At 72.6% G+C, this 24,909-nt stretch carries 21 protein-coding genes and 1 tRNA gene; 13 read left to right on the top strand and 9 right to left on the bottom strand.

The window, feature by feature from the left end; genetic code table 11:
- The first annotated feature begins 218 nt into the window (after positions 1-218).
- Positions 219-1,292, top strand: coding sequence for a MerR family transcriptional regulator (locus Sco07f_RS31460; protein WP_174855443.1), 1,074 nt, complete (start codon positions 219-221; stop codon positions 1,290-1,292).
- A 36-nt stretch (positions 1,293-1,328) separates the two neighbouring features.
- Here Sco07f_RS31460 and Sco07f_RS31455 read toward each other — a convergent pair whose 3' ends face one another.
- Both Sco07f_RS31455 and Sco07f_RS31450 read right to left on the bottom strand, forming a co-directional pair.
- Positions 1,329-2,429 (bottom strand): winged helix DNA-binding domain-containing protein, encoded by a 1,101-nt coding sequence (locus Sco07f_RS31455; RefSeq protein WP_108989802.1) that lies wholly within the window; start codon positions 2,427-2,429, stop codon positions 1,329-1,331.
- The gene (locus Sco07f_RS31450; RefSeq protein WP_007388002.1) at positions 2,426-2,848 is read right to left on the bottom strand and encodes a VOC family protein; all 423 of its coding nucleotides are present in this window, start codon (positions 2,846-2,848) and stop codon (positions 2,426-2,428) included. The genes Sco07f_RS31455 and Sco07f_RS31450 overlap by 4 nt, the downstream gene beginning before the upstream one ends.
- A 149-nt stretch (positions 2,849-2,997) precedes the next feature.
- On the opposite strand from Sco07f_RS31450, the gene Sco07f_RS31445 reads away from it, so the two are divergent.
- Positions 2,998-4,008 (top strand): helix-turn-helix transcriptional regulator, encoded by a 1,011-nt coding sequence (locus Sco07f_RS31445; RefSeq protein WP_167468280.1) that lies wholly within the window; start codon positions 2,998-3,000, stop codon positions 4,006-4,008.
- 46 nt (positions 4,009-4,054) lie between these two features.
- Here Sco07f_RS31445 and Sco07f_RS31440 read toward each other — a convergent pair.
- The 4 genes from Sco07f_RS31440 to Sco07f_RS31425 all read right to left on the bottom strand — a co-directional run bounded on the left by Sco07f_RS31440 (position 4,055) and on the right by Sco07f_RS31425 (position 8,356).
- Positions 4,055-4,129 (bottom strand) — tRNA-Leu (locus Sco07f_RS31440).
- A 65-nt stretch (positions 4,130-4,194) separates the two neighbouring features.
- A complete protein-coding gene (locus Sco07f_RS31435) occupies positions 4,195-5,403 on the bottom strand; it encodes a Cmx/CmrA family chloramphenicol efflux MFS transporter (protein ID WP_108989881.1) in 1,209 nt (402 codons plus the stop codon).
- A 99-nt stretch (positions 5,404-5,502) separates the two neighbouring features.
- Positions 5,503-7,797 (bottom strand): FdhF/YdeP family oxidoreductase, encoded by a 2,295-nt coding sequence (locus tag Sco07f_RS31430; RefSeq protein ID WP_108989800.1) that lies wholly within the window; start codon positions 7,795-7,797, stop codon positions 5,503-5,505.
- 40 nt (positions 7,798-7,837) lie between these two features.
- On the bottom strand, positions 7,838-8,356 hold the full coding sequence (locus tag Sco07f_RS31425; protein WP_007388005.1) for an SRPBCC family protein: 519 nt from the start codon (positions 8,354-8,356) through the stop codon (positions 7,838-7,840).
- A gap of 155 nt (positions 8,357-8,511) precedes the next feature.
- Between Sco07f_RS31425 and ligA the strand changes: the two genes are divergently transcribed.
- From ligA to Sco07f_RS31405, 4 genes are all read left to right on the top strand, one after another.
- A complete protein-coding gene (gene ligA / locus Sco07f_RS31420) occupies positions 8,512-10,602 on the top strand; it encodes an NAD-dependent DNA ligase LigA (RefSeq protein ID WP_167468279.1) in 2,091 nt (696 codons plus the stop codon).
- A 59-nt stretch (positions 10,603-10,661) separates the two neighbouring features.
- Entirely contained in the window at positions 10,662-11,885 is a 1,224-nt protein-coding gene (locus Sco07f_RS31415; RefSeq protein ID WP_108989799.1) for an MFS transporter, read from the top strand.
- A gap of 105 nt (positions 11,886-11,990) precedes the next feature.
- Positions 11,991-12,572, top strand: coding sequence for a sugar O-acetyltransferase (locus Sco07f_RS31410; RefSeq protein WP_108989798.1), 582 nt, complete (start codon positions 11,991-11,993; stop codon positions 12,570-12,572).
- Between the two features lie 10 nt (positions 12,573-12,582).
- On the top strand, positions 12,583-13,158 hold the full coding sequence (locus tag Sco07f_RS31405) for a TetR/AcrR family transcriptional regulator (RefSeq protein WP_087792479.1): 576 nt from the start codon (positions 12,583-12,585) through the stop codon (positions 13,156-13,158).
- A 73-nt stretch (positions 13,159-13,231) separates the two neighbouring features.
- Here the strand turns inward: Sco07f_RS31405 and Sco07f_RS31400 are convergent, their stop codons facing one another.
- The 3 genes from Sco07f_RS31400 to Sco07f_RS31390 all read right to left on the bottom strand — a co-directional run bounded on the left by Sco07f_RS31400 (position 13,232) and on the right by Sco07f_RS31390 (position 17,333).
- Positions 13,232-14,530 carry a YeeE/YedE family protein gene (locus Sco07f_RS31400; protein ID WP_054101522.1) on the bottom strand — a complete coding sequence of 433 codons (1,299 nt, stop codon included), beginning with the start codon at positions 14,528-14,530 and terminating at the stop codon, positions 13,232-13,234.
- Between the two features lie 261 nt (positions 14,531-14,791).
- On the bottom strand, positions 14,792-16,708 hold the full coding sequence (htpG, locus tag Sco07f_RS31395) for a molecular chaperone HtpG (protein ID WP_108989797.1): 1,917 nt from the start codon (positions 16,706-16,708) through the stop codon (positions 14,792-14,794).
- An 85-nt stretch (positions 16,709-16,793) separates the two neighbouring features.
- Positions 16,794-17,333: a DUF4303 domain-containing protein gene (locus tag Sco07f_RS31390; RefSeq protein WP_108989796.1), complete on the bottom strand. Its 540-nt coding sequence runs from the start codon at positions 17,331-17,333 to the stop codon at positions 16,794-16,796.
- Positions 17,334-17,554: 221 nt separating this feature from the next.
- Between Sco07f_RS31390 and Sco07f_RS31385 the strand changes: the two genes are divergently transcribed.
- The 7 genes from Sco07f_RS31385 to Sco07f_RS31355 all read left to right on the top strand — a co-directional run bounded on the left by Sco07f_RS31385 (position 17,555) and on the right by Sco07f_RS31355 (position 24,864).
- Entirely contained in the window at positions 17,555-18,430 is an 876-nt protein-coding gene (locus Sco07f_RS31385; protein WP_108989795.1) for an SGNH/GDSL hydrolase family protein, read from the top strand.
- 30 nt (positions 18,431-18,460) lie between these two features.
- Positions 18,461-19,417 (top strand): GlxA family transcriptional regulator, encoded by a 957-nt coding sequence (locus tag Sco07f_RS31380; protein ID WP_054101519.1) that lies wholly within the window; start codon positions 18,461-18,463, stop codon positions 19,415-19,417.
- A gap of 135 nt (positions 19,418-19,552) precedes the next feature.
- Positions 19,553-20,551: a type I glyceraldehyde-3-phosphate dehydrogenase gene (gene gap, locus Sco07f_RS31375; RefSeq protein WP_007446373.1), complete on the top strand. Its 999-nt coding sequence runs from the start codon at positions 19,553-19,555 to the stop codon at positions 20,549-20,551.
- A 49-nt stretch (positions 20,552-20,600) separates the two neighbouring features.
- Complete coding sequence (locus Sco07f_RS31370; RefSeq protein ID WP_108989794.1) at positions 20,601-21,098, top strand: peptidylprolyl isomerase; 498 nt, start codon at positions 20,601-20,603, stop codon at positions 21,096-21,098.
- A gap of 151 nt (positions 21,099-21,249) precedes the next feature.
- Positions 21,250-22,728 (top strand): glutamate-cysteine ligase family protein, encoded by a 1,479-nt coding sequence (locus Sco07f_RS31365; protein ID WP_007446376.1) that lies wholly within the window; start codon positions 21,250-21,252, stop codon positions 22,726-22,728.
- 40 nt (positions 22,729-22,768) lie between these two features.
- Entirely contained in the window at positions 22,769-23,602 is an 834-nt protein-coding gene (locus Sco07f_RS31360; protein ID WP_007446377.1) for a class II glutamine amidotransferase, read from the top strand.
- Positions 23,603-23,925: 323 nt separating this feature from the next.
- Positions 23,926-24,864, top strand: a complete 939-nt coding sequence (locus Sco07f_RS31355; protein WP_108989793.1) for a TauD/TfdA dioxygenase family protein — start codon at positions 23,926-23,928, stop codon at positions 24,862-24,864.
- The last annotated feature ends 45 nt before the right edge of the window (positions 24,865-24,909 follow it).

Raw genomic sequence — 24,909 nt, 5'->3', positions numbered from 1 at the left:
TGATCCGACCCTGGGTCTGGACCGGCGTACTGCGTCGGGTGTAGTGCGTTCCCGTGCTCCTCTCCCCCGGGTGTAGATCACGAACATGGGTGTACGCCGCATTTCGTTGCCACGGGCAGCCGACCGCGGCCACGTCGTGGTGTGGTTGACCTTCACCTTGGGGCAGGCCGCAGCATCGGTGTCACCGGGCGACGCGCCCGGTACGAGGAGGGGTGGGCATGGGGTTGCTGACCATCGGGGCGTTCGCGAAGGCGTCCCGGCTGTCGCCGAAGGCGCTGCGGCTCTACGACGAACTGGGTCTGCTGCCGCCCGCCCGCGTCGACCCGGTCACCGGCTACCGCCTCTACGCGCCGGACCAGTTGGAGCGGGCCCGGCTCGTCGCCTGGCTGCGGCGGCTGGGGATGCCGCTGGTCCGCATCCGGCACGTGTGCTCGCTGGACGCGGGGGCCGCCGCCCGGGAGATCCGCGCCTTCTGGGCGCGGACCGAGGCCGACTTCGCCGCACGGCGCGATCTGGTCGCCTTCCTCGTCGGTCATCTGGAACGGGAGGACCCCGACATGACAGCCGCAATGAGTCCACTGAGCATCCGTTACGCCGCCGGTTCCGACGCCGGACTGGTCCGCGAGACCAACCAGGACACCGCCTATGCCGGGTCCCGACTGCTCGCCGTCGCCGACGGGTTCGGTGCCGGCGGCGCCCCCGCGAGCGCGGCCGCCGTCGACGCGCTCAAGCACCTGGAGACGGACGGCGTCCCGGCGGGCGGTCTCCTCGACGTCCTGGCGGACGCCGTCGAGCAGGCCGAACGGGCGGTGCACGGCGCCGTCCGGACCGGCTCCGCCGAGGAAGCCGGAACGACGCTCACCGCCATGTTCTGGACCGGCTCGCAACTGGCCCTCGCCCACATCGGCGACTGCCGCGTCTACCTGCTGCGCGACGGCGAACTGTTCCGGATCACGCACGACCACACCGTGGTGCAGGCGATGCTCGACGAAGGGCGCATCGGCCCGGAGGAGGCCGCCTCCCACCCCCAGCGGTCCATGCTGGTGCGGGCCCTGGGCAGCGGCGCCGACGGCACCCCCGACATGCGTCTGCACGACGCCCGGCCCGGGGACCGCTACCTGCTCTGCTCCGACGGGCTGCCGACGGTGGCGTCGGACGGAGAGATCCACCGGGTGCTGGCCGGCGCCGGGGAGCCCGAGCGTGCCGTCCGGGAGCTGGTCGCCCTCGCCAACGGCGCCGGCGGCCCCGACAACGTCAGCTGTGTGGTCGCCGACGTCGTGGCGAGCGCCTGACGCTGCCGGGGCGGGGCGTTCCGGGTCACCCCTCGCTCAGGACGGTGCCGCGCGGAACCTGACCCGGTCGACGGCGCCGTCTGAGAGGAAGGAGGCCAGTGCCCGCCCCTCCTCGGCGACCTCGGTGCGCTCGGGCCGGGTGAGCCGGCGCAGCGGGGTGACGGTCACCGTGCCGTCCTCGACGGTCCAGGTCGCGGAGACCCGGCCGTCGACGAGGACGAAACGGGCGCCGGTGACCGACAGGCCGCGGTGCGCGTCGTCGATGACGCGGCCGCGGTCCCGGTAGCCGAGGACCGCGTTGTCGAACGCCGGCAGGAACCTCGCCGGGGCCGGGGTGTCCGGGTCGGGTCGCGGTGCGTCCGGGAGGTCGAGCAGTTCCCGGCCTCGCTCGTCGCGGAAGACGACCAGTTCCCCGCGTACCGCGGCGACCGCCGCGGGCAGCCCCGCGAGGCCGCACCAGGCGCGCAGGTCCGCCGAGGCGGCCGGTCCGAACGCGGCGAGGTAGCGCCGTACCAGCGCCGCACCGACCGGATCGGTGCCCGGCGGGGCCGGCGGGTCGACCTCGCGGCCCAGCCAGGCCCCGACCGGGGCGTTGCGCACCCCGGCCCTGGTGCGCCACAGCCCGCGCGGCGGCAGCTGCACCATCGGGATCAGCGCGGCGACCAGCATCTCTCCGAGCGGTCGCGGTGCGACGTCCGGCCACTGCTCCGCCACGGCCCGGGCGAGTCCGGTCATCGAGCGGGGCTCGCCGTCGGCCAGGACCGCCCGCCCGGCCGCCGCGAGTGCGCCGAGGTCGACCCCTTCCAGCTCGCGGCGGTAGGTGCCGAGGACGCGTCCGCACAGCATGGCGTCGTGGCGGGAGCGCCAGGCCAGGAGGTCCTCGGCGGTGACGAGGTGGACGGTGCGGCGCATCAGATGGGTGCGCACCACCCGGCGCCCGGTCAGCAGGTCGTCGAGCGCCCCGGGCGCGAAGTCGCGCAACCGCGACCACAGTCCGACGAACGGCTCCTGCGGCTCCTGCGCCTGCATGCCGCCGAGGTGCGCGACGGTGTCGAGGACCGGGAGGTCCGCGCGGTCGAGCAGCAGCTGCCGGGCGAGTGCCGCCCGGTTCAGCGACCGGGCGCCGAGCACGCTCACGCGTTGTACTCGCTCACGACGTCGAGGACCCAGGTGACGCCGAACCGGTCCCGCAGCATGCCGTACAGGGGCGCCCACTGCGCGGCGCCCAGGGGGCGCAGTACGGTCGCGCCGTCGGTCAGCTTCTCCCAGTACGCGGTGATCTCCTCGGTGCTCTCGCCGCGGACCGACACGAAGAAGGCGTTCTCGCCCTGGTTCCACGGCAGGGCGGACGGCACGTCGTAGGCCATCACGCACAGGCCGTCGGCGGTGGCCACCTGACCGAACATCACCTGGTCGGCCTCGGCGGGCTCCTGGACGCCGCCGGCGTCCTTGTACGTCACCAGGGTCACGTCCCCGCCGAAGGCGGCCTGGTAGAAGGTGAGTGCCTCGCGGGCGTCACCACGGAAGTTCAGGTGGGTCACGGCTTTGGCGGTCATGTCGGGCTCCTTGCCTCGGAGAACGTACGGGAAGCGGTGGGACGGCCCGTGGGTTCGGGCCGTCCGTGGGGCCGGTTCGGCCCCGCTGCGCCCACTCTGGTCGAGGTAGCGGTCAGGTTGTGGCCGCTATGTGCGCGAGCATGGGGGTCATGCAGAAGACCTCGGCACGGCTGCTGTCCCTGCTCTCGCTGCTCCAGGCCCGCCGGGACTGGCCGGGTGCGGTGCTGGCCGAGCGGCTGGACGTCAGTCCGCGCACGCTGCGCCGCGACGTCGACCGGCTGCGCGAGCTGGGCTATCCCGTGCTGGCGGTGAAGGGCCCCGACGGCGGCTACCGGCTGGACGCCGGTATGCGGCTGCCGCCGCTGCTCTTCGACGACGAGCAGGCGGTCGCCCTCGCCGTCGCGCTGCGGACCGCGGCGGCCACCGGTGCCGGGATCGAGGACGGCGCGGCACGGGCCCTGGCCACCGTGCGCCAGGTGATGCCCGCGCGGCTGCGGCACCGGATCGACGCGCTCCCCGTCGTCTCCGTCGTCTCCGTCGCGGGGTCCGCGCCGCGGCCGCGGCCCCAGGTGGACACCGGCGTCCTGACGGCGCTCAGTGCCGCCGTCCACGCCCGCGAGGTGATGCGCTTCGACCACTTCCCGGCCCGCCCGGAGGACGGCGCGCCCGGCGCCGTGCCGTCCCCGCGCCGTGTGGAGCCGCACCATCTCGTCGCCCGGGGCGGGCGCTGGTACCTGGTCGCCTGGGACCTGGACCGCGAGGACTGGCGCGTCTTCCGCGCCGACCGGATCACCCCGCGCACGCCCACCGGTCCCCGCTTCGGCCCCCGTGACCTGCCCGGCGAGGACGTGGCCGCCTTCCTGACCGGCCGGTTCCGCGGCTCGGACGACGGTGCCACCGACTGGCCCTGCCGTGGTGAGGCCGTGCTCCACCTGCCCGCCTCGGCGGTGTCCCCGCACGCCGGGGACGGAACCGTCGAGGCACTTGGCCCGGACCGCTGCCGGCTCACGCTGGGCTCCTGGTCGTGGCCCTCGCTGGCCGCCGCGTTCTGTCTCTTCGGCTCGGACGTCGAGGTCGTCGGCCCGCCGGCACTCAGGGAGGCGTTCGCCGGGCTGGCCGACCGCTGCGCCAGGGCCGCCGCCGGACCCACGGCCCCTTGACGCGGCGCCGTGGCCGGATGTGTGCCGGGGCGCGAAAGAAGAAGGGGGCGGGGCGACCGGATTCGAACCGGCGTCCTCCGAGATGCTGTCGCGGCGCACTACCTCTGTGCTACGACCCCGCCCTTGCCGATGATCATATGCGATGCCTGTTCGAACACCCAGTGAGTATCCCGGGCTCGACCGGCGTCACACCCGCTGGGCCCGGTCCGCGCCCGCGGGTTCGGCGGCCATGCCGCCCATCACGACGCGCGACCGGCCGTGCAGCCGCAGGGAGACGGCGACGAAGGCGATCGCGACCAGGGTCATCGCCCCGCCCGCCCAGGCGGTGGCCGCGTACCCGAGGCCCGCGTCGATCACCGTGCCGCCGAGCCAGGGCCCGCCGGTGTTGCCCAGGTTGAACGCCGCGGTCGTCGTCGCACCGGCGAGGGTGGGCGCGGCACCGGCGACGTTGAACATGCGCGCGTTCAGCGCGGGCGCCGTGTAGAACGCGGAGACGCCGAGCAGCAGCGAGAGGACGATCACCGCGGCGGGGCTGGAGGCGAACAGCGCGAGCGCGGCCAGCAGGACCGTCGAGGCGGTGATGCCGGAGAGCAGTACGCCGAACAGGTGCGCGTCGGCGACCCGGCCGCCGATCGTCGTACCGATCAGCGCACCGACCCCGAACAGCGCCAGCACGGTCGGGACCCAGCCGTCCGCGAGTCCGGCCACGTCGGTGAGGAGCGGGGCGAGGTAGGAGAAGGCGCAGAACACGCCGCCGGCGGCGAGGGCGGTCACGACGATGGAGAGCCAGACCTGGCGGTCCCGGTAGATCGCCAGCTCGCCCCGCAGCCTGGGCCGCCGCTCGGGCAGCGGGATGCGGGGGATCAGGGTCACCACGCCGACGAGCGCGACGGCGGACGCGCCGCCCACGGCCCAGAACGCGGACCTCCAGCCCAGGTGCTCGCCGAGGAAGGCGCCCGCCGGGACGCCGAGGACGTTGGCGATGGACAGTCCGCCGATCATCACGGCCATCGCGCGGGCCCGCGCGGTCACCGGCACCATGGCGATGGCCACGGCGGCGCCCACGGCCCAGAAGCCGGCGCAGGCGAGCGCGCTCACCACCCGCGAGACGAACAGCACCTCGTAGCTCGTCGCGAGCGCGCCCGCGACCTGGCCGAGGCCGAACACGGAGATCAGGGCGACCAGTGTGGTCTTGCGCGGCAGCCGCAGGGTGGCGACGGCGAGCAGCGGCGCGCCGACCACCATGCCGATCGCGAAGGCGGATATCAGCAGCCCGGCTTGCGGGATCGACACGTCCATGTCGTCGGCGATGGGCGGCAGAAGTCCGGAGAGCATGAACTCGCTGGTGCCGAGCGCGAAGACGGACAGGCCGAGGATGTAGACGGCGAGCGGCATGCGGCCGGCCGCGGGCCGTGGGGAAGAGTCGGGCATGACAGGTGTCAACGGAGCCCCGCTTCCCGCCATTCCCGCGGCGGGGCCCGTCTCACGATGCGACTACGGTGTCACGCGCTCCAGCCGGACGACGATGCCCTTGGAGGTGGGCTGGTTGCTGATGTCGGCGACGCTGTCCAGCGGGACCAGGACCTGGGTCTCCGGGTAGTACGCGGCCGCCGACCCGCGGGCGGTGGGGTACGGGACCACCTCGAAGCCCTCGGCGCGGCGCTCGGTGTCGTCGTGCCAGACGCCGACGACGTCGACGCGGTCGCCCTCGGCCAGGGACAGGGCGCTCAGGTCGACCGGGTTGACCATGACCACCCGGCGGCTGCCGTGGATGCCCCGGTAGCGGTCGTTCAGGGTGTAGGGAATGGTGTTCCACTGGTCGTGGGAGCGCAGGGTCTGGAGCAGCAGGTGGCCTTCGGGGACGTCGGGCGCCTGCCAGGTGTTGCGGCTGAACACGGCCTTGCCGGTGGCGGTGCGGTAGACGCCCTCGTTGACGGGGTTGGGCAGACGGATGCCGCCGGGGCGTGCCACGCGCCGGTTGAAGTCGTGCAGGCCCGGCACGATGCGGGAGATCCGGTCGCGGATGGTGTGGTAGTCGGCTTCGAACTCGTCCCAGTGGATGTTCCCCGGGCCCTGGCCGAGGGTGCGGCGGGCCAGCCGGCACAGGATGGCGACCTCGCTGAGCAGCAGGGAGGAGGCGGGCTTGAGCCGTCCCCGGGAGGTGTGCACCTCGCTCATCGAGTTCTCCACCGTGACGAACTGTTCGCCGCCCGTCTGGTGGTCGCGTTCGGTGCGGCCGAGGGTGGGCAGGATGAGCGCGGTCCGTCCGCAGACGGTGTGGGACCGGTTCAGCTTGGTGGAGACGTGGGCGGTCAGCCGGCAGCCGCGCATGGCCTCCTCGGTGACCGCGCTGTCGGGGGCGGCCCGGACGAAGTTGCCCGCGACGCCGAGGAAGACCTTGATCCGGCCCTGCCGCATCGCCCGGATCGAGTCGACCGAGTCGAGTCCGTGGGCGCGTGGCGGGTCGAAGCCGAACTCCTCGCGCAGGGCGTCCAGGAAGGAGTCGGGCATCTGCTCCCAGATGCCCATGGTGCGGTCGCCCTGGACGTTGCTGTGGCCGCGCACCGGGCAGGCGCCGGTTCCCGCCCTGCCGAGGTTGCCGCGCAGCAGCAGGAAGTTGACGATCTCCCGGATGGTGGGGACGCCGTGCTTGTGCTGGGTGATGCCCATCGCCCAGCAGACGACGACCCGGCTGCTGTTCAGGACCTCGTCGCGGACCTGCTCGATCTCCTCGCGGGTGAGGCCGGTGGCTTCGAGTACGTCGTCCCAGGAGGTCTGCCGGACGAGCGCGGCGAACTCCTCGAAGCCGCTGGTGCTGTCGCGGATGAACGCGTGGTCCAGCACGTGGCCGGGCCGGGCGTCCTCGGCTTCCAGCAGCAGCCGGTTGAGGGCCTGGAACAGGGCGAGGTCGCCGCCGGGCCGGATGTGCAGGAACCGGTCGGCGATGCGGACACCCTGTCCGATCACCCCGCGTACCTTCTGCGGGTTCTTGAACCGCAGCAGTCCCGCCTCCGGCAGCGGGTTGACGGCGACGACGCGGGCGCCGTTCCGTTTGGCCTGCTCGAGCGCGGACAGCTGCCGGGGGTGGTTGGTGCCGGGGTTCTGGCCCACCAGGAAGATCAGGTCGGCGTGGTGGAGGTCCTGGAGACCGACCGTGCCCTTGCCGGTGCCGAGCGTCTCGTGCAGGGCGAAGCCGCTCGACTCGTGGCACATGTTGCTGCAGTCGGGCAGGTTGTTGGTGCCGAAGGCGCGGGCGAACAGCTGGAGGACGAAGGCGGCTTCGTTGCTGACCCGGCCCGAGGTGTAGAAGACCGCCTCGTCGGGGCTGTCCAGCGCCCTGAGTTCCCCGGCGAGCAGGTCCAGGGCCTCGCGCCAGCTGACGGGCTCGTAGTGGTCGGAGCCGGGCCGCTTGACCATCGGCTCGGTGAGGCGCCCCTGCTGGTTCAGCCACAGGTCGGAGCGGCCCGCCAGGTCGGAGACCGGGTGCGCGCGGAAGAAGTCGGCGGTGATCCGCCGGGTCGTCGCCTCGTCGTTGATGTGCTTGGCGCCGTTCTCGCAGTACTCGTTGCGGTGCCGGTGGCCGGGCGCGGGGTCCGCCCAGGCGCAGCCCGGGCAGTCGATCCCGCCGACCTGGTTCATGGTCAGCAGGTCCACCGCGGTTTCCTTGGGGGCCGTCTGCTCCAGGGAGTACTCGAGCGCGTGCACCACCGCGGGCACTCCCGCGGCCCAGGTCTTGGGCGGCGTGACGGACAGGTCGTCCCGGGGTTCGTCCCTGGGCGGCTTCTTCATCGGTGGATCGCCTCTCGTTCGCTGTGTGCCCGCACGTGGCTCATCCGACGGGCCAGGCCGGCACCCGGCTGCGCGGCGGTTCCGGCTCCGTGGGCCGTACCTGCCCGTCCCGCACGGTCCCGCGCCAGGCCCCGCTCGCTTCCCCGTGGCCTTCGACGTACGTCTTGAAGTTCGCGAGCTCGCGCCGCAGGACGCGGCCGGTCGCGGCCGGGAGTGCGGTGAGCACGCCGGTGAGTCCGCGCGGCTCGGCCGACATCCGCACGGTCAGCGCCGTGCCGCCCGCCCCGGTGGGCCGGAACGTCACCTCGCCCCGGTGGCCGTGGCGCTGTCCGAGGCTGCGCCAGGTGAGGTGCGAGTCGGGCACCTGGTCGACGACCTCGGTGGCGAACTCGCGGCGGACGGGGCCGAGGCCGAGGACCCACAGCGTCACGGTGGGCCTGATCTGTTCGACCCGCTTCACGGTGGTCATGAAACGCGGGAAGCACGCGACCTGGGTCCACTGGTCGTACGCGGTGCGCACCGGTACGGCGATCTCGATCGTCTCCTCGACGGTGTTCATGTCCGGCTCGCCTCCGTGGTCGGCATCGGCATGGCGGTTCCAAGGGCGGTGGGGAGTCGCTTCCACCGAAACCCCGTGGCGGCGGCCGCGCAAGCGGAGCGGCCGCCGTGCGGGCGCGAGGGCCGTTGTCAGTGGTGGGCGGCATGATTCCGTCCATGACTACTCCTGCTGCGGTGATCGTCGATGCCACCACCTACGCCCAGGCGGTCGAGGACGCCGCACGCGCGGCCGCCGCCTACTACGCGGGCGGCTCCTCGCCGCTCGACGACGACGCCTACGACCGGCTGGCGAGAGGGATCGCCGCGTGGGAGGCCGAGCACCCGGGCGAGGTGCTGCCCGACTCCCCCACCGGGAAGGTCGCCGGCGGTGCGGCCGAGGGCGACGTGCCGCACACGGTGCCGATGCTCAGCCTGGACAACGTGTTCTCGCCGGAGGAGTTCACCGCCTGGACGGCGTCCCTGGCCCGGCGCGTCGACCGCGAGGTCACCCGGTTCAGCGTGGGCCCCAAGCTGGACGGCCTCGCGGTCGCCGCCCGCTACCGGGAGGGCCGCCTGACCCGGCTGATCACCCGGGGCGACGGCACCGCCGGGGAGGACGTCTCGCACGCCATGGGCACCGTGGAGGGGCTGCCCGAGCGGCTGGCCGAGCCGGTGACCGTCGAGGTCCGCGGCGAGATCCTCATGACGACGGCCCAGTTCGAGCACGCCAACGAGGTGCGCATACGGCACGGCGGGCAGCCCTTCGCCAACCCGCGCAACGCCGCGGCGGGCACCCTGCGGGCCAAGGAGCGCGCCTACACGGTGCCGATGACGTTCTTCGGGTACGGCCTGCTGGCCCTGCCCGGCACCGATGCCGCGCTGGCCGCGCGCCTGGAGGAGTCGGCGTACGGCGACCTGATGGCGACGGCGGCCGGGCTCGGCGTGCACACCAGCGCCGGCACCGCCGTACCGGACGTGGTCGTCGAGACGCCCGAGCAGGTCGTGGCCCGGGTCCAGGAGATCGCCGCGCTCCGTGCCGAGCTGCCCTTCGGCATCGACGGGATCGTCGTCAAGGCCGACCTCGCCGCGGATCAGCGGGCCGCCGGGTCCGGCTCGCGGGCGCCGCGGTGGGCGATCGCGTACAAGCTGCCGGCCGTCGAGAAGATCACCCGGCTCCTGGACGTGGAGTGGAACGTCGGCCGCACCGGCATCGTCGCCCCGCGCGGTGTCCTGGAACCGGTGGTCATCGAGGGCTCCACGATCACCTACGCCACGCTGCACAACCCGGCCGACATCACCCGCCGGGGCCTGCGCCTCGGCGACCACGTCATGGTCCACCGCGCCGGCGACGTCATCCCCCGCATCGAGGCCCCCGTCGCGCATCTGCGGACGGGCGAGGAGCAGCCGATCGTGTTCCCCGAGGCGTGTCCGCGCTGCGGGTCGGAGATCGACACGAGTGAGGAACGCTGGCGGTGCGCACAGGGCCGCAACTGCCACCTGGTGGCCTCGCTCGCCTACGCGGCCGGCCGCGACCAGCTCGACATCGAGGGTCTGGGAACCACCCGCGTCGTCCAGCTCGTCGAGGCCGGGCTCGTGGCCGACCTGGCCGACCTGTTCACGCTGCGGCGCGAGCAGCTGCTCGCCCTGGAGCGGATGGGCGAGACCAGCACCGACAACCTGCTGGCCGCGCTCGCCGCGGCCAGGGAGCAGCCACTGTCCCGGGTGCTGTGCGCGCTGGGGGTCCGGGGCACCGGCCGGTCCATGTCCCGTCGTATCGCCCGGTACTTCGCCACCATGGACCTCATACGCGCCGCCGACGCGGAGGCCATGCAGCGGGTCGACGGCATCGGGGTGGAGAAGGCGCCCTCCATCGTCGCGGAGATCGCCGAGCTAGCCCCGCTCATCGACAAGCTCGCCGCCGCCGGCGTCAACATGACGGAGCCCGGCGCGACCCCGCCCCCGGCCGCCGACGCGGACGGCGGGGACGGGAGCGCGTCCGCCGCGCCGGCCGGGGGCGGGCCGCTGGCGGGGATGAAGGTGGTCGTCACCGGCGCGATGACCGGAAGCCTCGAGCGGCTCAGCCGCAACGAGATGAACGAACTCGTCGAGCGGGCCGGCGGACGCTCCTCGTCCAGCGTCTCCAAGAACACGACGCTCGTCGTCGCGGGCGAGGGCGCGGGCTCGAAGCGGGCCAAGGCGGAGCAGCTCGGCGTCCGTCTGGCCACTCCCGAGGAGTTCGCCGCCCTGGTGGCCGACCTGATCGGCTGAGGCGCCGCACACGCAGCCGGGAGTGTACGTTCGTACGCCCCGGCGGTAGGCTCCGGCGCATGACTGTGGACGTACTGCGCCGGCCCGCCCCGGCCGATCGGCGGGCTCGCGTGGCCGTCGCCGTGCTGTTCTTCACCAACGGGGCCCTGTTCGCCAACCTGTTGCCGAGGTATCCGCAGATCAAGGCGGACCTCGGCATCGGGAACGCCGCCTACGGACTGGCCGTGGCGGCGTTCCCGGCGGGCGCCATCACGGCCGGGCTCGCGGCCGGGATACTGGTGCGCCGGTTCGGCTCGGCGCGGGTGGCGGTCGGCGGCACGCTGCTGACCGGGGCGGGCATCCTCGCCGCCGGGCTCGCGGACTCGGTGGCGGTGTTCGCGGGCGCGCTGTTCCTGGCCGGTGCGATGGACGCGTTCACCGACGTCGCGCAGAACGCCCACGGGCTGCGGGTGCAGCGCCGTTACGGACGGTCCATCATCAACTCCTTCCACGCCATCTGGTCCATCGGCGCGGTCACCGGCGGTTCCATGGCCGCCGCCGCGATCGCGCTCGGCGTCCCGCGGGGCCCGCACCTGCTGTTCTCCGCCGTGGTGTTCGCGGTCGCGGCCTGCGTCGCCCTGCGGTACTGCCTGCCGGGGCCCGAGACCGACACCGGAGCGGCCGGGGAGGCCGGGGAGGCAGACGCCGGGGACGGCGCGGCGTCGCCCAAGCGTGCCCCGGCGACGGGCCTGCGGACCGGCTGGGTGCTGGCCGCGCTCGTCCTCATCGCCACGGCCGGGACCCTGGTCGAGGACGCGGGCATGTCCTGGGCCACCCTCTACCTCTCGGACTCCCTGCACGCGACCGCTGCACTGGCAGCGTCCGGGTATGTCGCCCTGGTCGGCGCGCAGTTCGTCGGCCGGATCGTCGGCGACCGGCTCGTGGACCGCTTCGGCCAGCGCACGGTGGCCCGCTCCGGCGCCCTGATCGCCGCGGTCGGCATGGGCCTGGCGCTTGCCGTGCCGACGGTGCCCGGCACGGTCCTCGGCTTCGCCGCGGCCGGGTTCGGGGTGGCGACCCTGGTTCCGGCGGCCATGCACGAGGCCGACGAACTGCCGGGCCTCAAGCCCGGGTCGGGACTGACCCTCGTCTCCTGGCTGATGCGGCTGGGCTTCCTGCTCTCCCCGCCGGCGGTGGGGCTGGTCGCCGACGCGACGAGCCTGCGGATGGGGCTGCTGGTGGTGCCGTTCGCGGGGCTGATCGTCCTCGTGTGCGGCGGAGTGCTCCGGTCCCGGCGAGGCTGAGCCGGACGCCGGCAGCCTGGACGCCTGCCGACTGGCGACTGGCGCCTGGCGACACGGCAGTGACAGGAGTGTACGTTCGTACGCTTCCGGGGTACGATCGGGTGCATGCCGACGGACCACTTCGCGGGCGACTCCCGCACCAACCTCGAACGCATGCTGGCGGGCGATCTCTACATCGCCGACGACCCGGAGATCGCCCGCAGGCAGCAGCAGGCCGTGCGGCTGGCCGCCCGCTACCAGGCGGCGTACACGGAGGACCCGGAGGCCGCGCGGCCGCTCCTCGCCGAACTGCTCGGCTCCCTGGGCACCGAGGCCCACGTACGGCCGCCCCTGTACGTCGACTACGGCAGCAACATCGCCATCGGGGCGCGCACCTTCGTCAACTACAACCTGACGGCGCTGGACGTCGCGGCGATCACCATCGGCGCGGACTGCCAGATCGGGCCGAACGTCCAGCTGCTCACCCCCACGCACCCCCTGGAGCCCGGGCCCCGGCGGGACAAGCTGGAGGCCGCCCGCCCCATCGTCATCGGCGACAACGTCTGGCTGGGCGGGGGCGCGATCGTGCTGCCGGGCGTGACCATCGGGGACAACTCCGTGATCGGCGCGGGCGCGGTCGTCACGAAGGACGTACCGGCGAACGTCGTGGCCGTCGGCAACCCTGCCCGGCCGGTGCGGAACGTGTAAGTCTGCTCCCATGGCAACCGGACACACGGATCCGCAGCGGCGTGAGCGCATCCTCGCGGCCACCCTCGACCTGATCGCCGAGGAGGGCATCGCACGCGTCTCCCACCGGAGGATCGCGACGCGCGCGGGGGTACCCCTCGGCTCGATGACGTACCACTTCAGCGGCATGGACCAGCTGCTGCGGGAGGCGTTCGGCCGGTTCACCGACCACATCGTCGCCGTGTTCGACGAGCACCTCGGTGCCGCCGCCGACCGCGACCAGGCCCGCGAGGCGGTGGCCGACCTCGTGCACGAGCTGTCCGAGGACAGCCAGCGGGACCTGGTGCTCACCCAGGAGCTGTACACGCTCGCCGCGCGCCAGCCCGCCTACCGGGAGCTCACCCACGAGTGGATGCGCCGCAGCCGCGTCCACCTGGAGAAGCACTTCGACCCGGACACGGCCCGCCAGCTCGACGCCCTCATCGAGGGCCTGACGCTGCACCGCGCCCTGGCCCGTGAGCCGCACGGCCGAGCCCTCACCCTGGAGGCCATCGCCCGGGTCACCGCCACGGAGCGGCGCGCACCGCGGGGAAGCGGCACTCCCTAGCGGCGCCCTCAGCGGCGCCCTCAGCCGCCCGTGCGGCGCAGGCCTGACCCCTGTGCCGCACGGGCATCCCCCGTCAGCAGACGCCGTCGCCCGGCTTCGGGTTGCCCAGACCGAACAGGGGCCGCAGTTTCAGGCCCACCCAGGTGCCGGCCAGTGCGAAGGCGCCCCACAGCCAGCCGCTGAGGCTGCCCGAGGCGATGCCCGCCAGGTAGGCGCCGATGTTGCAGCCGCCGGCCAGCCGGGCGCCGACGCCCATCAGCACACCGCCGAGCACCGCGGCGAGCGCGGTGCGCCAGGGGATGCCCCGGTGCAGCGCCCAGGTGCCGCCGAGCGAGGCGGCGACGGCCGCACCGATCATGATGCCGATGTCTGTGAGACTGGTCTTGTCGGCGAGCACCGGACCGGCCAGCATCTCGGCGTTGCCGGGCCGCTGCCACCAGGTCCAGTGCTCCGGGTGGCCGCCGAGCGCGCCGACCAGTTCCGAGCCCCACAGGCTGAAGGCGCTGGTGACGCCCCAGGCGCCGCCGGAGACCAGCAGGACGCCCGCGCCGAGCACGGCCAGCGCCAGGGCGCCGACGGCCAGCGGCCAGGAGCCGCGGAGGGCCCGGACGGCGGCCCGGCGCGCCGAGGGGACGGCGCCCAGCGGCGGCGGGTTGCGGCGGGCCTGGATCCGTCGGCTGACCAGCACCACGAGGAGCAGCGCGGCGATGGTCACGCCCCAGGAGCCGAACCAGCCGATGTGCTCGGACAGCACGACGGGCTCCCAGGCCGGGAGGTCCTTCCACAGGTCGAACTGCCAGGCGGCCAGCGTGGCGCCGGCGACGAACCCGCCCAGCGTCAGCACGATCGACGTCTGCCCCGAGCCGACCGCGAAGAGGGTGCCCGAGGCGCAGGCCCCGCCGAGCTGCATGCCGACGGCGAAGAGCGCCGAACCGGCGAACAGGCCGACGCCGATCGGTCCGGCGGACGGCGCGGGCTGGGCGCCGAAGAGCCCGGTCTCCGTGCCGATGACCAGCGCGAACAGGGTGGCCGTGGTGCCGAGGAGAAGGGCGTGCGCCCGCAGCCCGGTCCCGTTGCCGACGGCGACCAGCTGCCGCCAGGCGGAGGTGAAGCCGAACCGGGAGTGGAAGAGGGCGACGCCCAGGCCGAGGCCGAGCAGGAGCAGCACGCCGGGTTCGGCACCGTGCGCGGACCACACGTACGCGGTCAGCGCGGCGGCGAGCAGCCCGGACACGAGGAGCGGCGTCCGCCGCACCGGGGGCAGGGGCGGTGCCTCGGGACGTTCCGAGGAGGTGGGCGAGGGAGCGAACAGCGGGGCGGACGCGCGCGGCGGCGCGGCCGGGGACGACCCGGCCGGGGGTGCGGTGGTCACGGAAGGAATCTCCGGGGTGGTGTGCACGGGGACGGCGGACGCGGGCGGACCGGCGGCGCGGGGACCGCGCGGCCGGTCCGGGGACTCAGCGTCGACAGAGGCCGTCGTCGACGCACCACGCCGAGCACGCGAAGAGCGCGAGGCACAGCGGCGGAGCGGATGCATACATGCGTACGAAGATACGGAGGAGTGTGCTCCGCACGCCACGCCGTCTCGCCATGCGGATGGCGGACGGCGTGGAGTGCGGGTCCTTCCGGCCGGTTACAGCGTGCGCTCCAGGCGGTCCGCCATCAGCTGCACGAACCGGGCGGGCTCCTTGGGCCGGCCGCCCTCGGCGAGCACCGCGAGGGTGTGCAGCAGTTCGGCGGTCTCGGTGAGTTCCGCGCGGTCCCGCCGGTCGGTCCAGGCCCGGTTCAGGGTCTTCACCAGCTGGTGCTCCGGATTGAGTTCGAGGATCCGCTTGGCGCCGGGCACCTCCTGGCCCATCGCCCGGTACATGTTCTCCAGGGCGGGCGTCAGCTCGCCCGCGTCGGAGACGACGCAGGCCGGCGAGACGGTGAGGCGGGAGGAGAGGCGGACCTCCTTGACGTCGTCACCCAGGTGCTCGGTCATCCAGCCGAGCAGCCCCGCGTACTCCTCGCCCTGCTTCTCCTTCTCGGCGTCGCTCTTCTCCTCCTCGGCGCCCAGGAGGTCGATCTCGCCCTTGGCCACCGAGCGCAGCGTCTTGCCCTCGTACTCCCCCACCGCGTCGACCCAGACCTCGTCGACGGCGTCGGTGAGCAGGAGGACCTCGACGCCCTTGGCCCGGAACGCCTCCATGTGCGGGGAGTTCTCGATGGCCTGACGGGACTCGCCCGTCATGTAGTAGATGTCGTCCTGTCCGTCCTTCATCCGCTCCACGTAGCCCTGCAGCGAGGTGGGCTCGCCGGCGTCGTGCGTGGACGGGAACGAACAGGCGGCGAGGATCGCGTCCCGGTTCTCCGAGTCGGTCACCAGGCCTTCCTTGAGCACCGCGCCGAACTCCCGCCAGAACGTGGCGTAGCGGTCCGGCGCGGAGGTCCTGAGGCCCTTGACCGTCGAGAGGACCTTCTTGGTCAGGCGCCGCTGGATCATGCGGATGTGGCGGTCCTGCTGGAGGATCTCGCGGGAGACGTTGAGCGAGAGGTCCTGCGCGTCGACGACGCCCTTGACGAAACGGAGGTAGGGCGGCAGCAGTTCCTCGCAGTCGTCCATGATGAAGACGCGCTTGACGTAGAGCTGGACGCCGCGCTGGTAGCCCTGGGTGAACAGGTCGTGCGGGGCGTGCGAGGGCACGAAGAGCAGGGCCTGGTACTCGAAGGTGCCCTCCGCCTGGAGCCGGATCGTCTCCAGCGGGTCGCGCCAGTCGTGGCCGATGTGCTTGTACAGCTCGTGGTACTCGTCGTCGGAGACCTCGTCGCGCGGGCGTGCCCACAGGGCCTTCATCGAGTTGAGCGTCTCGGCCTCGCGGGTCTCGGCACCGTCGCCGCCGTCGCCGTCGCCGCCCGGCTCGGGCAGCAGGCGCACCGGCCAGGTGATGAAGTCCGAGTACCGCTTGACGATCTCCTTGATCTTCCACGCGAAGGTGTAGTCGTGGAGCTGGTTCTCGGCGTCGGCGGGCTTGAGATGCAGGGTGACCGCGGTGCCCTGCGGGGCCTCGCCGACCCGCTCCAGGGTGTAGGTGCCCTCGCCCTTCGAGGTCCAGCGGGTGCCCTCGGTCTCACCGGCGTGCCGGGTGACCAGGGTGACCTCGTCCGCGACCATGAAGCCCGAGTAGAAGCCGACGCCGAACTGTCCGATGAGCCCGTCGGCCCCGGCTCCGTCCTTGGCCTCGCGCAGCTCTTCGAGGAACTTGGCGGTGCCCGAGTTGGCGATGGTGCCGATCAGCCGGGTGACCTCGTCGTACGACATGCCGATGCCGTTGTCCCGCACGGTCAGGGTGCGGGCGTCCTTGTCGACCTCCAACTCGATGCGCGGATCGCTCACGTCGGCGTCGGGGGCGTCGCCGCGCAGGGCGGCGAGGCGCAGCTTGTCCAGCGCGTCGGAGGCGTTGGAGACGAGCTCGCGCAGGAAGACATCCTTGTTCGAGTAGACGGAGTGAATCATCAGCTGAAGCAGCTGACGCGCCTCTACCTGGAACTCAAACGTTTCGGTCGTCATGGCTGGTGAGTACCTCACAGATCCGTCGTGCGACTGGCGGAAGTCACTCTAAATCAGCCCCGGGCCACCCAGGGGCGTCGTTCGGTCAGACCTCCTGGGGCTCGGCCGCCTCGGCCTGCCAGTCCGCCAGGGCCGCGGGCGGGTTCAGTCGCTGCGCCCGCTCCTCGTTGCCCGGCTCGGACGGCACCTCGACCGTGACCACGACCGCGTCACGGTCGTCTCCCCTGCCGAACAGGCCCTCGGCGTCCAGCCGGGCCACGGCCGTCTCCATCGCCCGCAGGCGCAGCTCGAACTCCGCGTCCGCCTCGTCGTCCGGCAGGTCGAAGAGGTCTCCCCGGGCCTCGAAGAGGGGCCGGACCGGTGCCAGGTGCTCTTCGCCGTAGCAGCAGAACGGGGAATCCGCGTACGACCACTTGAGGTCGAGGGGCGCGCAGCCCTGCTGCTCCGACTCCGCGGCCAGGGCCTCGTGGGACCAGGCGGACAGCGCGGGCCCGTAGGCCTCGCCGGAGGTCACGAGGGTGACGTAGTAGAACCGGTGGCCGGGGTGGTCCCGGAACAGGCCGAGGAGGGCGTCGCGGGTCGCGCGGTGGACGGCGTCGGCCAGTTCGGACTCGGTCGGCGGCATGGCTGCGGCTCCGGGGGCGAAGGGTCGGACGGGTCCGGCGAGCATAGCGACGGGCGCCGACAGCGCGGCGCGGCACCGGACCGCATCCCGCCCACCTGCGGCGCGACGTCTGCGAGAAGTTCCGTCAACAACGTTGACTTCCAGTCAACAGCACTGCACATTACTTAAAAGTAGAACCGTCCAGTAACCCCGCTGCCGCCCTCCCGAAGAAGAGAGAACGCATGCCGAAGCACGCCCTTCGCCGTGTCATGACCGCGACAGCAGCCGCCGTCGGCACCCTGGCCCTCGGCCTCACGGACGCCACCGCCCACGCCGCGCCCGCCACCCTCGACTACGTGGCCCTCGGCGACAGTTACAGCGCCGGGTCCGGTGTCCTGCCCGTCGACCTCACCAACCTGCTCTGCCTGCGTTCGACGGCCAACTACCCCCGCGTCATCGCCGCCGCGACGGGCGCGCACCTGAAGGACGTCACCTGCGGCGCCGCCCAGACCTCCGACTTCACCGAGTCCCAGTACCCGGGCGTCGCCCCCCAGTTGGACGCGCTCGACGCCGGCACGGACCTGGTCACGCTCACCATCGGCGGCAACGACAACAACACGTTCATCAACGCCATCACGGCCTGCGGGACGGCCGGCGTCCTCAGCGGCGGCAAGGGCAGCCCCTGCGAGGACAAGCACGGCACGTCCTTCGACGACGAGATCGAGACCAACACCTACCCCGCGCTCAAGGCGGCCCTGAGCGCCGTGCGCGCCGAGGCGCCGGGCGCGCGGGTGGCTGCCCTCGGCTACCCCTGGATCACCCCGGCCACCGCCGACCCGTCCTGCTTCGCCAAACTGCCGGTGGCCGCCGGTGACGTGCCCTACCTGCGGGCCATCCAGGCACACCTCAACGACGCGGTCCGGCGTGCGGCCGAGGAGACCGGCGCGACCTACGTGGACTTCTCCGCGGTCTCCGACGGCCACGACGCCTGCGCGGACCGCGGCACCCGCTGGATCGAACCGCTGCTGTTCGGGACCAGCCTCGTACCCGTCCACCCCAACGCCCTCGGCGAGCGGCGCATGGCCGAGCACACGATGAGCGTCCTCGGCCTGAGCTGATCCGCCCGCTCCCCCGCGTACGCTTCTGCCGTGCCGTCCTCCCGCCTGCGCCGCGTCGCCGTCCTGGTGCTCGAAGGCGCGAAACCGCTCGACGTCGGCATCCCGGCGCAGGTCTTCACGACGCGCGCGAGCATGCCGTACGAGGTGCGGGTGTGCGGCGCGGCGCCCGGCCTGGTGACCGGCGGTGACGGCCTGTCGTACCACGTCGCCCACGGCCTCGAGGCCCTGGCCTGGGCCGACGTGGTCTTCCTGCCCGGTTACCGGTCCCCCGACGTGGACGACCCGCCGCGGACCGTCGTCGACGCGCTGACGGCGGCCCACGACCGGGGCGCCCGGCTCGCCGCCATCTCCACCGGCGCGTTCGCGCTCGCCGCCACGGGCCTGCTCGACGGCAGGCGGGCCACCACGCACTGGCACTACACGCGGGCCCTGGCGGCCAGGCATCCGCGCGTGCGGGTCGACGAGAACGTGCTGTTCGTGGACGAGGGCAGCGTCCTGACGTCGGCGGGTGCCGCCTCCGGCATCGACCTGTGCCTGCACATCCTGCGCGGCGACCTCGGGGTGGCCGCGTCGAACCACGCGGCCCGGCGTCTGGTGGCGGCCCCCTACCGCAGCGGCGGTCAGGCCCAGTACGTGCCGCGCAGCGTGCCCGAGCCGCTGGGCGAGCGGTTCGCCGCCACCCGCGAGTGGGCACTGCGCCGGCTCGGTGAGCCGCTCACCCTGGAGGCACTGGCCCGGCACGCGGCGGTGTCGGCGCGCACCCTCTCCCGGCGGTTCGTCGAGGACACCGGGTACACCCCGATGCAGTGGATCATGCGCGCCCGGATCGACATGGCCCGTGAGCTGCTCGAACGCTCGGAACGCGGTGTCGAGCAGATCGCCGCCGACGTCGGGCTCGGCACCGGCGCGAATCTGCGACTGCACTTCCAGCGCATCCTCGGCACCACCCCCAGCGAGTACCGGCGCACCTTCGCCCAGGGCGAGTGACCGCCTTCCGCCGCCCCGCCTCGGCCTGGCGTGATCCTTGCGAACCATGGCTCTCGCGCCGCTGCCGCATCCGGACGGCCTGCGCGAGCCTGAGGGGGAAGGACACGGTGGCGAACGAAGGGACTCACACCACTCATGACTCGCATCGGCATCAACGGATTCGGCCGCATCGGGCGCAACGTGCTGCGTGCGCTGCTGGAGCGCGACACGAAGCTCGAGGTCGTCGCCGTCAACGACCTCACGGAGCCCGCCACCCTGGCCCGTCTGCTCGCCTTCGACTCGACGGCCGGCCGGCTCGGCCGCCCGGTGACGGTCGACGGGGACACCCTGGTCGTCGACGGGCACCGCATCAAGGTACTCGCCGAGCGCGAGCCGGCCCGGCTGCCCTGGGCCGAGCTGGGCGTCGACATCGTGCTGGAGTCGACCGGCCGCTTCACCTCGGCCGACGCCGCCCGCGGCCACCTCACCGCGGGTGCGCGGAAGGTCCTGGTCAGCGCCCCGTCGAGCGGTGCCGACGTGACGCTCGCCTACGGGGTGAACACGGACGCCTACGACCCGGCCGCGCACACGATCGTCTCCAACGCGTCCTGCACCACCAACGCCCTCGCGCCGCTCGCCGCGGTGCTCGACGAGCTGGCCGGCATCGAGCACGGCTTCATGACGACGGTGCACGCCTACACGCAGGAGCAGAACCTCCAGGACGGCCCGCACCGCGACGCGCGCCGCGCCCGCGCCGCCGGGGTGAACATCGTGCCGACCACGACCGGCGCCGCGAAGGCGATCGGTCTGGTGCTGCCGGGCCTGGACGGCAAGCTGTCGGGCGACTCGATCCGCGTGCCGGTCCCGGTGGGTTCGATCGTCGAGCTGAACACGGTCGTCGCCCGCGACGTGACCCGCGAGGACGTGCTGGCCGCCTACCGCACGGCCGCCGACGGTCCGCTCGCCGGTGTGCTGGAGTACTCCGAGGACCCGCTGGTCTCCTCCGACATCACGGGCAACCCGGCCTCGTCGATCTTCGACTCGGCGCTGACCCGCGTGGACGGACGCCACGTCAAGGTGGTCGCCTGGTACGACAACGAATGGGGCTTTTCGAACCGTGTGATCGACACCCTCGGACTGCTCGCCACACGCTGAACGGGCAGCCGGTTCGGCATCACCGGGGGTCACACGTCACAATGGTGCGATGAGCAATTCCAAGGTTTACTTCGACATCGACATCGACGGCCAGGATGCGGGCCGCATCGTCTTCGAGCTCTTCGAGGACATCACCCCCAAGACGGCCCGGAACTTCCTGGAGCTGTCCACCGGCGAGCACGGCTTCGGCTACGCCGGTTCCCCGTTCCACCGCGTGATCCCGCAGTTCATGCTCCAGGGCGGTGACTTCACCAACGGCAACGGCACCGGGGGCAAGAGCATCTACGGCGAGAAGTTCGCGGACGAGAACTTCCAGCTGAAGCACACCGAGCCGTACCTCCTGTCCATGGCGAACGCGGGTGCGAACACCAACGGCTCGCAGTTCTTCGTCACCACCGTCCCCACCCCGTGGCTGGACGGCAAGCACGTCGTCTTCGGCAAGGTCGTCGAGGGCACGGACGTGGTCGACAAGATCGAGGGCTACGGCTCCTCGCCGGCGGGCAAGACGTCCAAGAAGATCACGGTGCGCGCGTCCGGCAAGCTGTAAGGCCTGATCAGTCCTACGGGACCCGGAACCGACGGGGGTCCACCGCACACGCTGCGGTGGACCCCCGTTCCCGTCCCGTCTGGTGGGGTGCGCCGGGTGGTGCGACGCTGGGGTGGAGGAGCGTCCGCGGAAGGCAACCCCGGGAGGACCGATGGGACGGGACGTCCCGGCGCTGGTCTTCACCCGCGAGGACCGCCGCCGGTACCGGATCAAGATGCAGGAGTGCCTCGAGGCCTTCGCGCAGATGCTGCGCGAGTCCCGGTTCGAGACCGAGCGGCCCCAGGTCGGCCTGGAGATCGAGCTGAACCTGGTCGACGACCGGGGCGAACCGGCGATGCGCAACAGCGACGCCCTCGAGGCGATCGCGGACCCCGCCTGGTCCACCGAGCTGGGCCGGTTCAACCTGGAGATCAACATTCCGCCCCGGCAGCTGACGGCGGGCGGCCCCGATGCCTGGGAGACCGAGATCCGCGCCGCGCTGAACCACGCCGAGGACCGCGCCGCGTCGGTCGGCGCCCATCTGATCATGGTCGGCACGCTGCCCACGCTGCGCCAGTCGGACGTGGGCGAGGCGGCTCTGTCGGAGAACCCGCGCTACCGGCTCCTCAACGACCAGGTGTTCGCCGCCCGGGGCGAGGACCTGCACATCGAGGTGGACGGCGTCGACCGCCTGCGGACCTACGCGGACACCATCACGCCCGAGGCCGCCTGCACCAGCACGCAGTTCCACCTCCAGGTCGCGCCGGAGGAGTTTCCCGACTACTGGAACGCGGCCCAGGCCGTAGCCGGTGTCCAGGTCGCCCTCGCGGCCAACTCGCCCTTCCTGCTCGGCAAGGAACTGTGGCACGAGAGCCGCATCCCCCTGTTCGAGCAGGCCACCGACACCCGCCCGCAGGAGATCAAGGCGCAGGGGGTCAGGCCCCGGGTGTGGTTCGGGGAGCGCTGGATCAACAGCGTCTTCGACCTGTTCGAGGAGAACCTCCGCTACTTCCCCGCGCTGCTGCCGCTGTGCGACGAGCAGGATCCCGCGGAGACCCTCGATCGCGGCGACATCCCCGAGCTGGGCGAACTCACCCTGCACAACGGCACCATCTACCGGTGGAACCGGCCCGTCTACGCCGTCGCCCACGACAGGCCGCACGTCCGCGTGGAGAACCGCGTCCTGCCGGCCGGCCCGACCGTCGCCGACACCCTGGCCAACGGCGCCTTCTACTACGGGCTCACCCGCGCCCTGGTGGAGGAGGAGCGGCCGGTGTGGTCGCGGATGTCCTTCTCGGTCGCCGAGGACAACCTGCACACCGCCGCCCGGCACGGCATCGAGGCACATCTGTACTGGCCGGGAGTGGGCGAGGTGACCGTGCCCGAACTGGTCCTGCGCCGGCTGCTGCCGCTGGCCCACCGGGGCCTGGAGCTGTCGGGCATGGACTCCGCCTGGCGGGAGCCGCTGCTCGGCATCATCGAGCAGCGGTGCGTCACCGGCCGCAACGGCGCGGTCTGGCAGAAGGAGATGTTCCACCACATCGACGCCACCGCCCGGGCCGACCGCCACGAGGCGCTGCGCCGGATGACCCAGCAGTACATGGACTACATGCACCTCAACGCCCCGGTCCACACCTGGCCGGTCGACTGACGTCCGGGGCGCCGCAGGCCGCTAGGGAGGCGACGGAGCGATGTGCCGATGGCTCGCCTACTCGGGGACACCCGTACTCCTGGAGTCCCTGCTGTACCAGCCCGAGCACTCGCTCATCGACCAGAGCCTGCACGCCCGTATGGGGGTGGAGACGACGAACGGGGACGGGTTCGGGGTCGGCTGGTTCGGGCCGGAGATGGCGACGCCCGCGATCGTCAGGGAGATCGGGCCGGCCTGGAGCAACCGCAACCTGCGGGAGATCGCGAGCCATGTCCGCTCCCCCTTGTTCTTCGCGCACATCCGGGCCTCGACGGGCAGCGCCGTGCAGCAGACCAATTGCCACCCCTTCCGCCACGGCCGCTGGATGTGGATGCACAACGGCGCGATCGCCGAGTTCCACCGGCTGCGCCGCGACCTCGCCCTGGCCGTCGATCCGCGGCTCTTCCTCGACATCGAGGGGTCGACGGACTCGGAGATGATGTTCTACCTGGCGCTCACGCTCGGTCTGGAGGACGACCCTCCGGCGGCCGTGGCCCGGATGGCCGGCCTGGTGGAGGAGATCGGCCACGAGCACGGCGTGGAGTTCCCGATGCAGATGACGGTCGCCGTCACCGACGGACGACGGCTGTGGGCCTTCCGCTACTCCAGCCAGGGTCAGTCACGGTCGCTCTACTACAGCAGCCGGGTGGAGAGCCTGCGTGCGCTGCACCCCGGGCTGCCCTTCCTCAAGGAGGCGTCCGACAACAGCCGCCTCATCGTGTCGGAACCGCTGGGCGACCTGCCCGGCGTGTGGAACAAGGTGCCCGAGAGCAGCTACGGGGTCGTCCAGCCGGAGGGCGACGACCTGCGCCCCTTCGTTCCTCTCGCTCCGTGACCCCATTGACACGGGCGAGGAAAGATCACACAATCGGTGCCATGACCACATACCGGTTCGGCACCGCGGCGGAGTGTTGCCGTGTGCCCGAGCGAACCGGCTGTGAGCGTTCCGGCCTTTAACGGCCTTCCCCGCACCGACCGTCCGACGCCCGTCGCGTCGTAGCCCGTCGGCCTCCTCTCCGGCCCACAGCCCGGAGCACCCGCAGCACCTCGTTCACCCCGGCCGTTCGCCGGTGGCCTCGCCACCCCCTGGCCGGATTCCACGCGTCCCGTCACACACGTCCTGTCACACACGTCCCGTCACACAAGGGGAGGACTCCCATGTCCGTCACGGCCGTCGGCCCGAACACCGTCCTGCGTGAAGCACGCATCCCGGCGGACGGAATGTACGAGGGCCGGCGCACGCTGCGCCGGCTGCCCGAGGGTTGGGAGGAACGGCCCTACGAAGCCTTCGAGATCGTCCCGCAGGCGCGCACCATCGGCGCGGAGATCCGGGGCGCCGACCTCTCCCGTCCGCTCACTCCCGCCCTGCGCGAGGAGCTGAACCGGGCCCTGCTGGAGTGGAAGGTCCTGTTCTTCCGGGCTCAGCACCTCACCTCCGGGCAGCAGCGCGACTTCGCCCGCAACTGGGGTGAGTTGGAGACCAACCCCCTGCTCGCCGCCGGTGCCGGCGACGACATCGTCCGGTTCGACAAGGGCGCCGGGTCCACCCCGACGTACGAGAACGTGTGGCACACCGACGTCACCTTCCGGGAGCGGCCCGCGCTCGGTGCGGTGCTCCAGTTGCGCGAGGTGCCGCCGTTCGGCGGGGACACGATGTGGGCGGACATGGCCGCGGCCTACGACAACCTGCCCCGGGAGGTGAAGGAGCGCGTCGACGGCGCCCGCGCCGTGCACGACTTCATCCCGGGCTTCGCACGGTTCTACGGGCCCGAGCGACTGCTGCCGCACCAGGACCTGTTCCCGCCCGTGGAGCACCCGGTCGTGCGCACGCACCCGGAGACGGGCCGGCGCATGCTGTTCGTCAACACGTCCTTCACCACCCACATCACCGGCATGGAGCGCGACGAGAGCGACCGCCTGCTGCGCTTCCTCTTCCAGCAGGCGCATGTGCCCGAGTACCAGGTGCGCTGGCGCTGGCAGCCCGGCGACGTCGCCTTCTGGGACAACCGCGCCACGCAGCACTACGCCGTAGGCGACTACGGCACCGAACGGCGGGTCGCCGAACGCGTCGCCGTCGAGGGCGACCGCCCCTTCTGATCCGCGCCGGCGGGGGCCGGAGGACCGGCGGATGCGCCGCCTCCG

The organism is Streptomyces coelicoflavus, from assembly GCF_003112555.1.
Classification (GTDB): domain Bacteria; phylum Actinomycetota; class Actinomycetes; order Streptomycetales; family Streptomycetaceae; genus Streptomyces; species Streptomyces coelicoflavus.
Note: the sequence above shows the minus strand (reverse complement) of the source record. Positions and strands in the feature narration are given on the sequence as shown.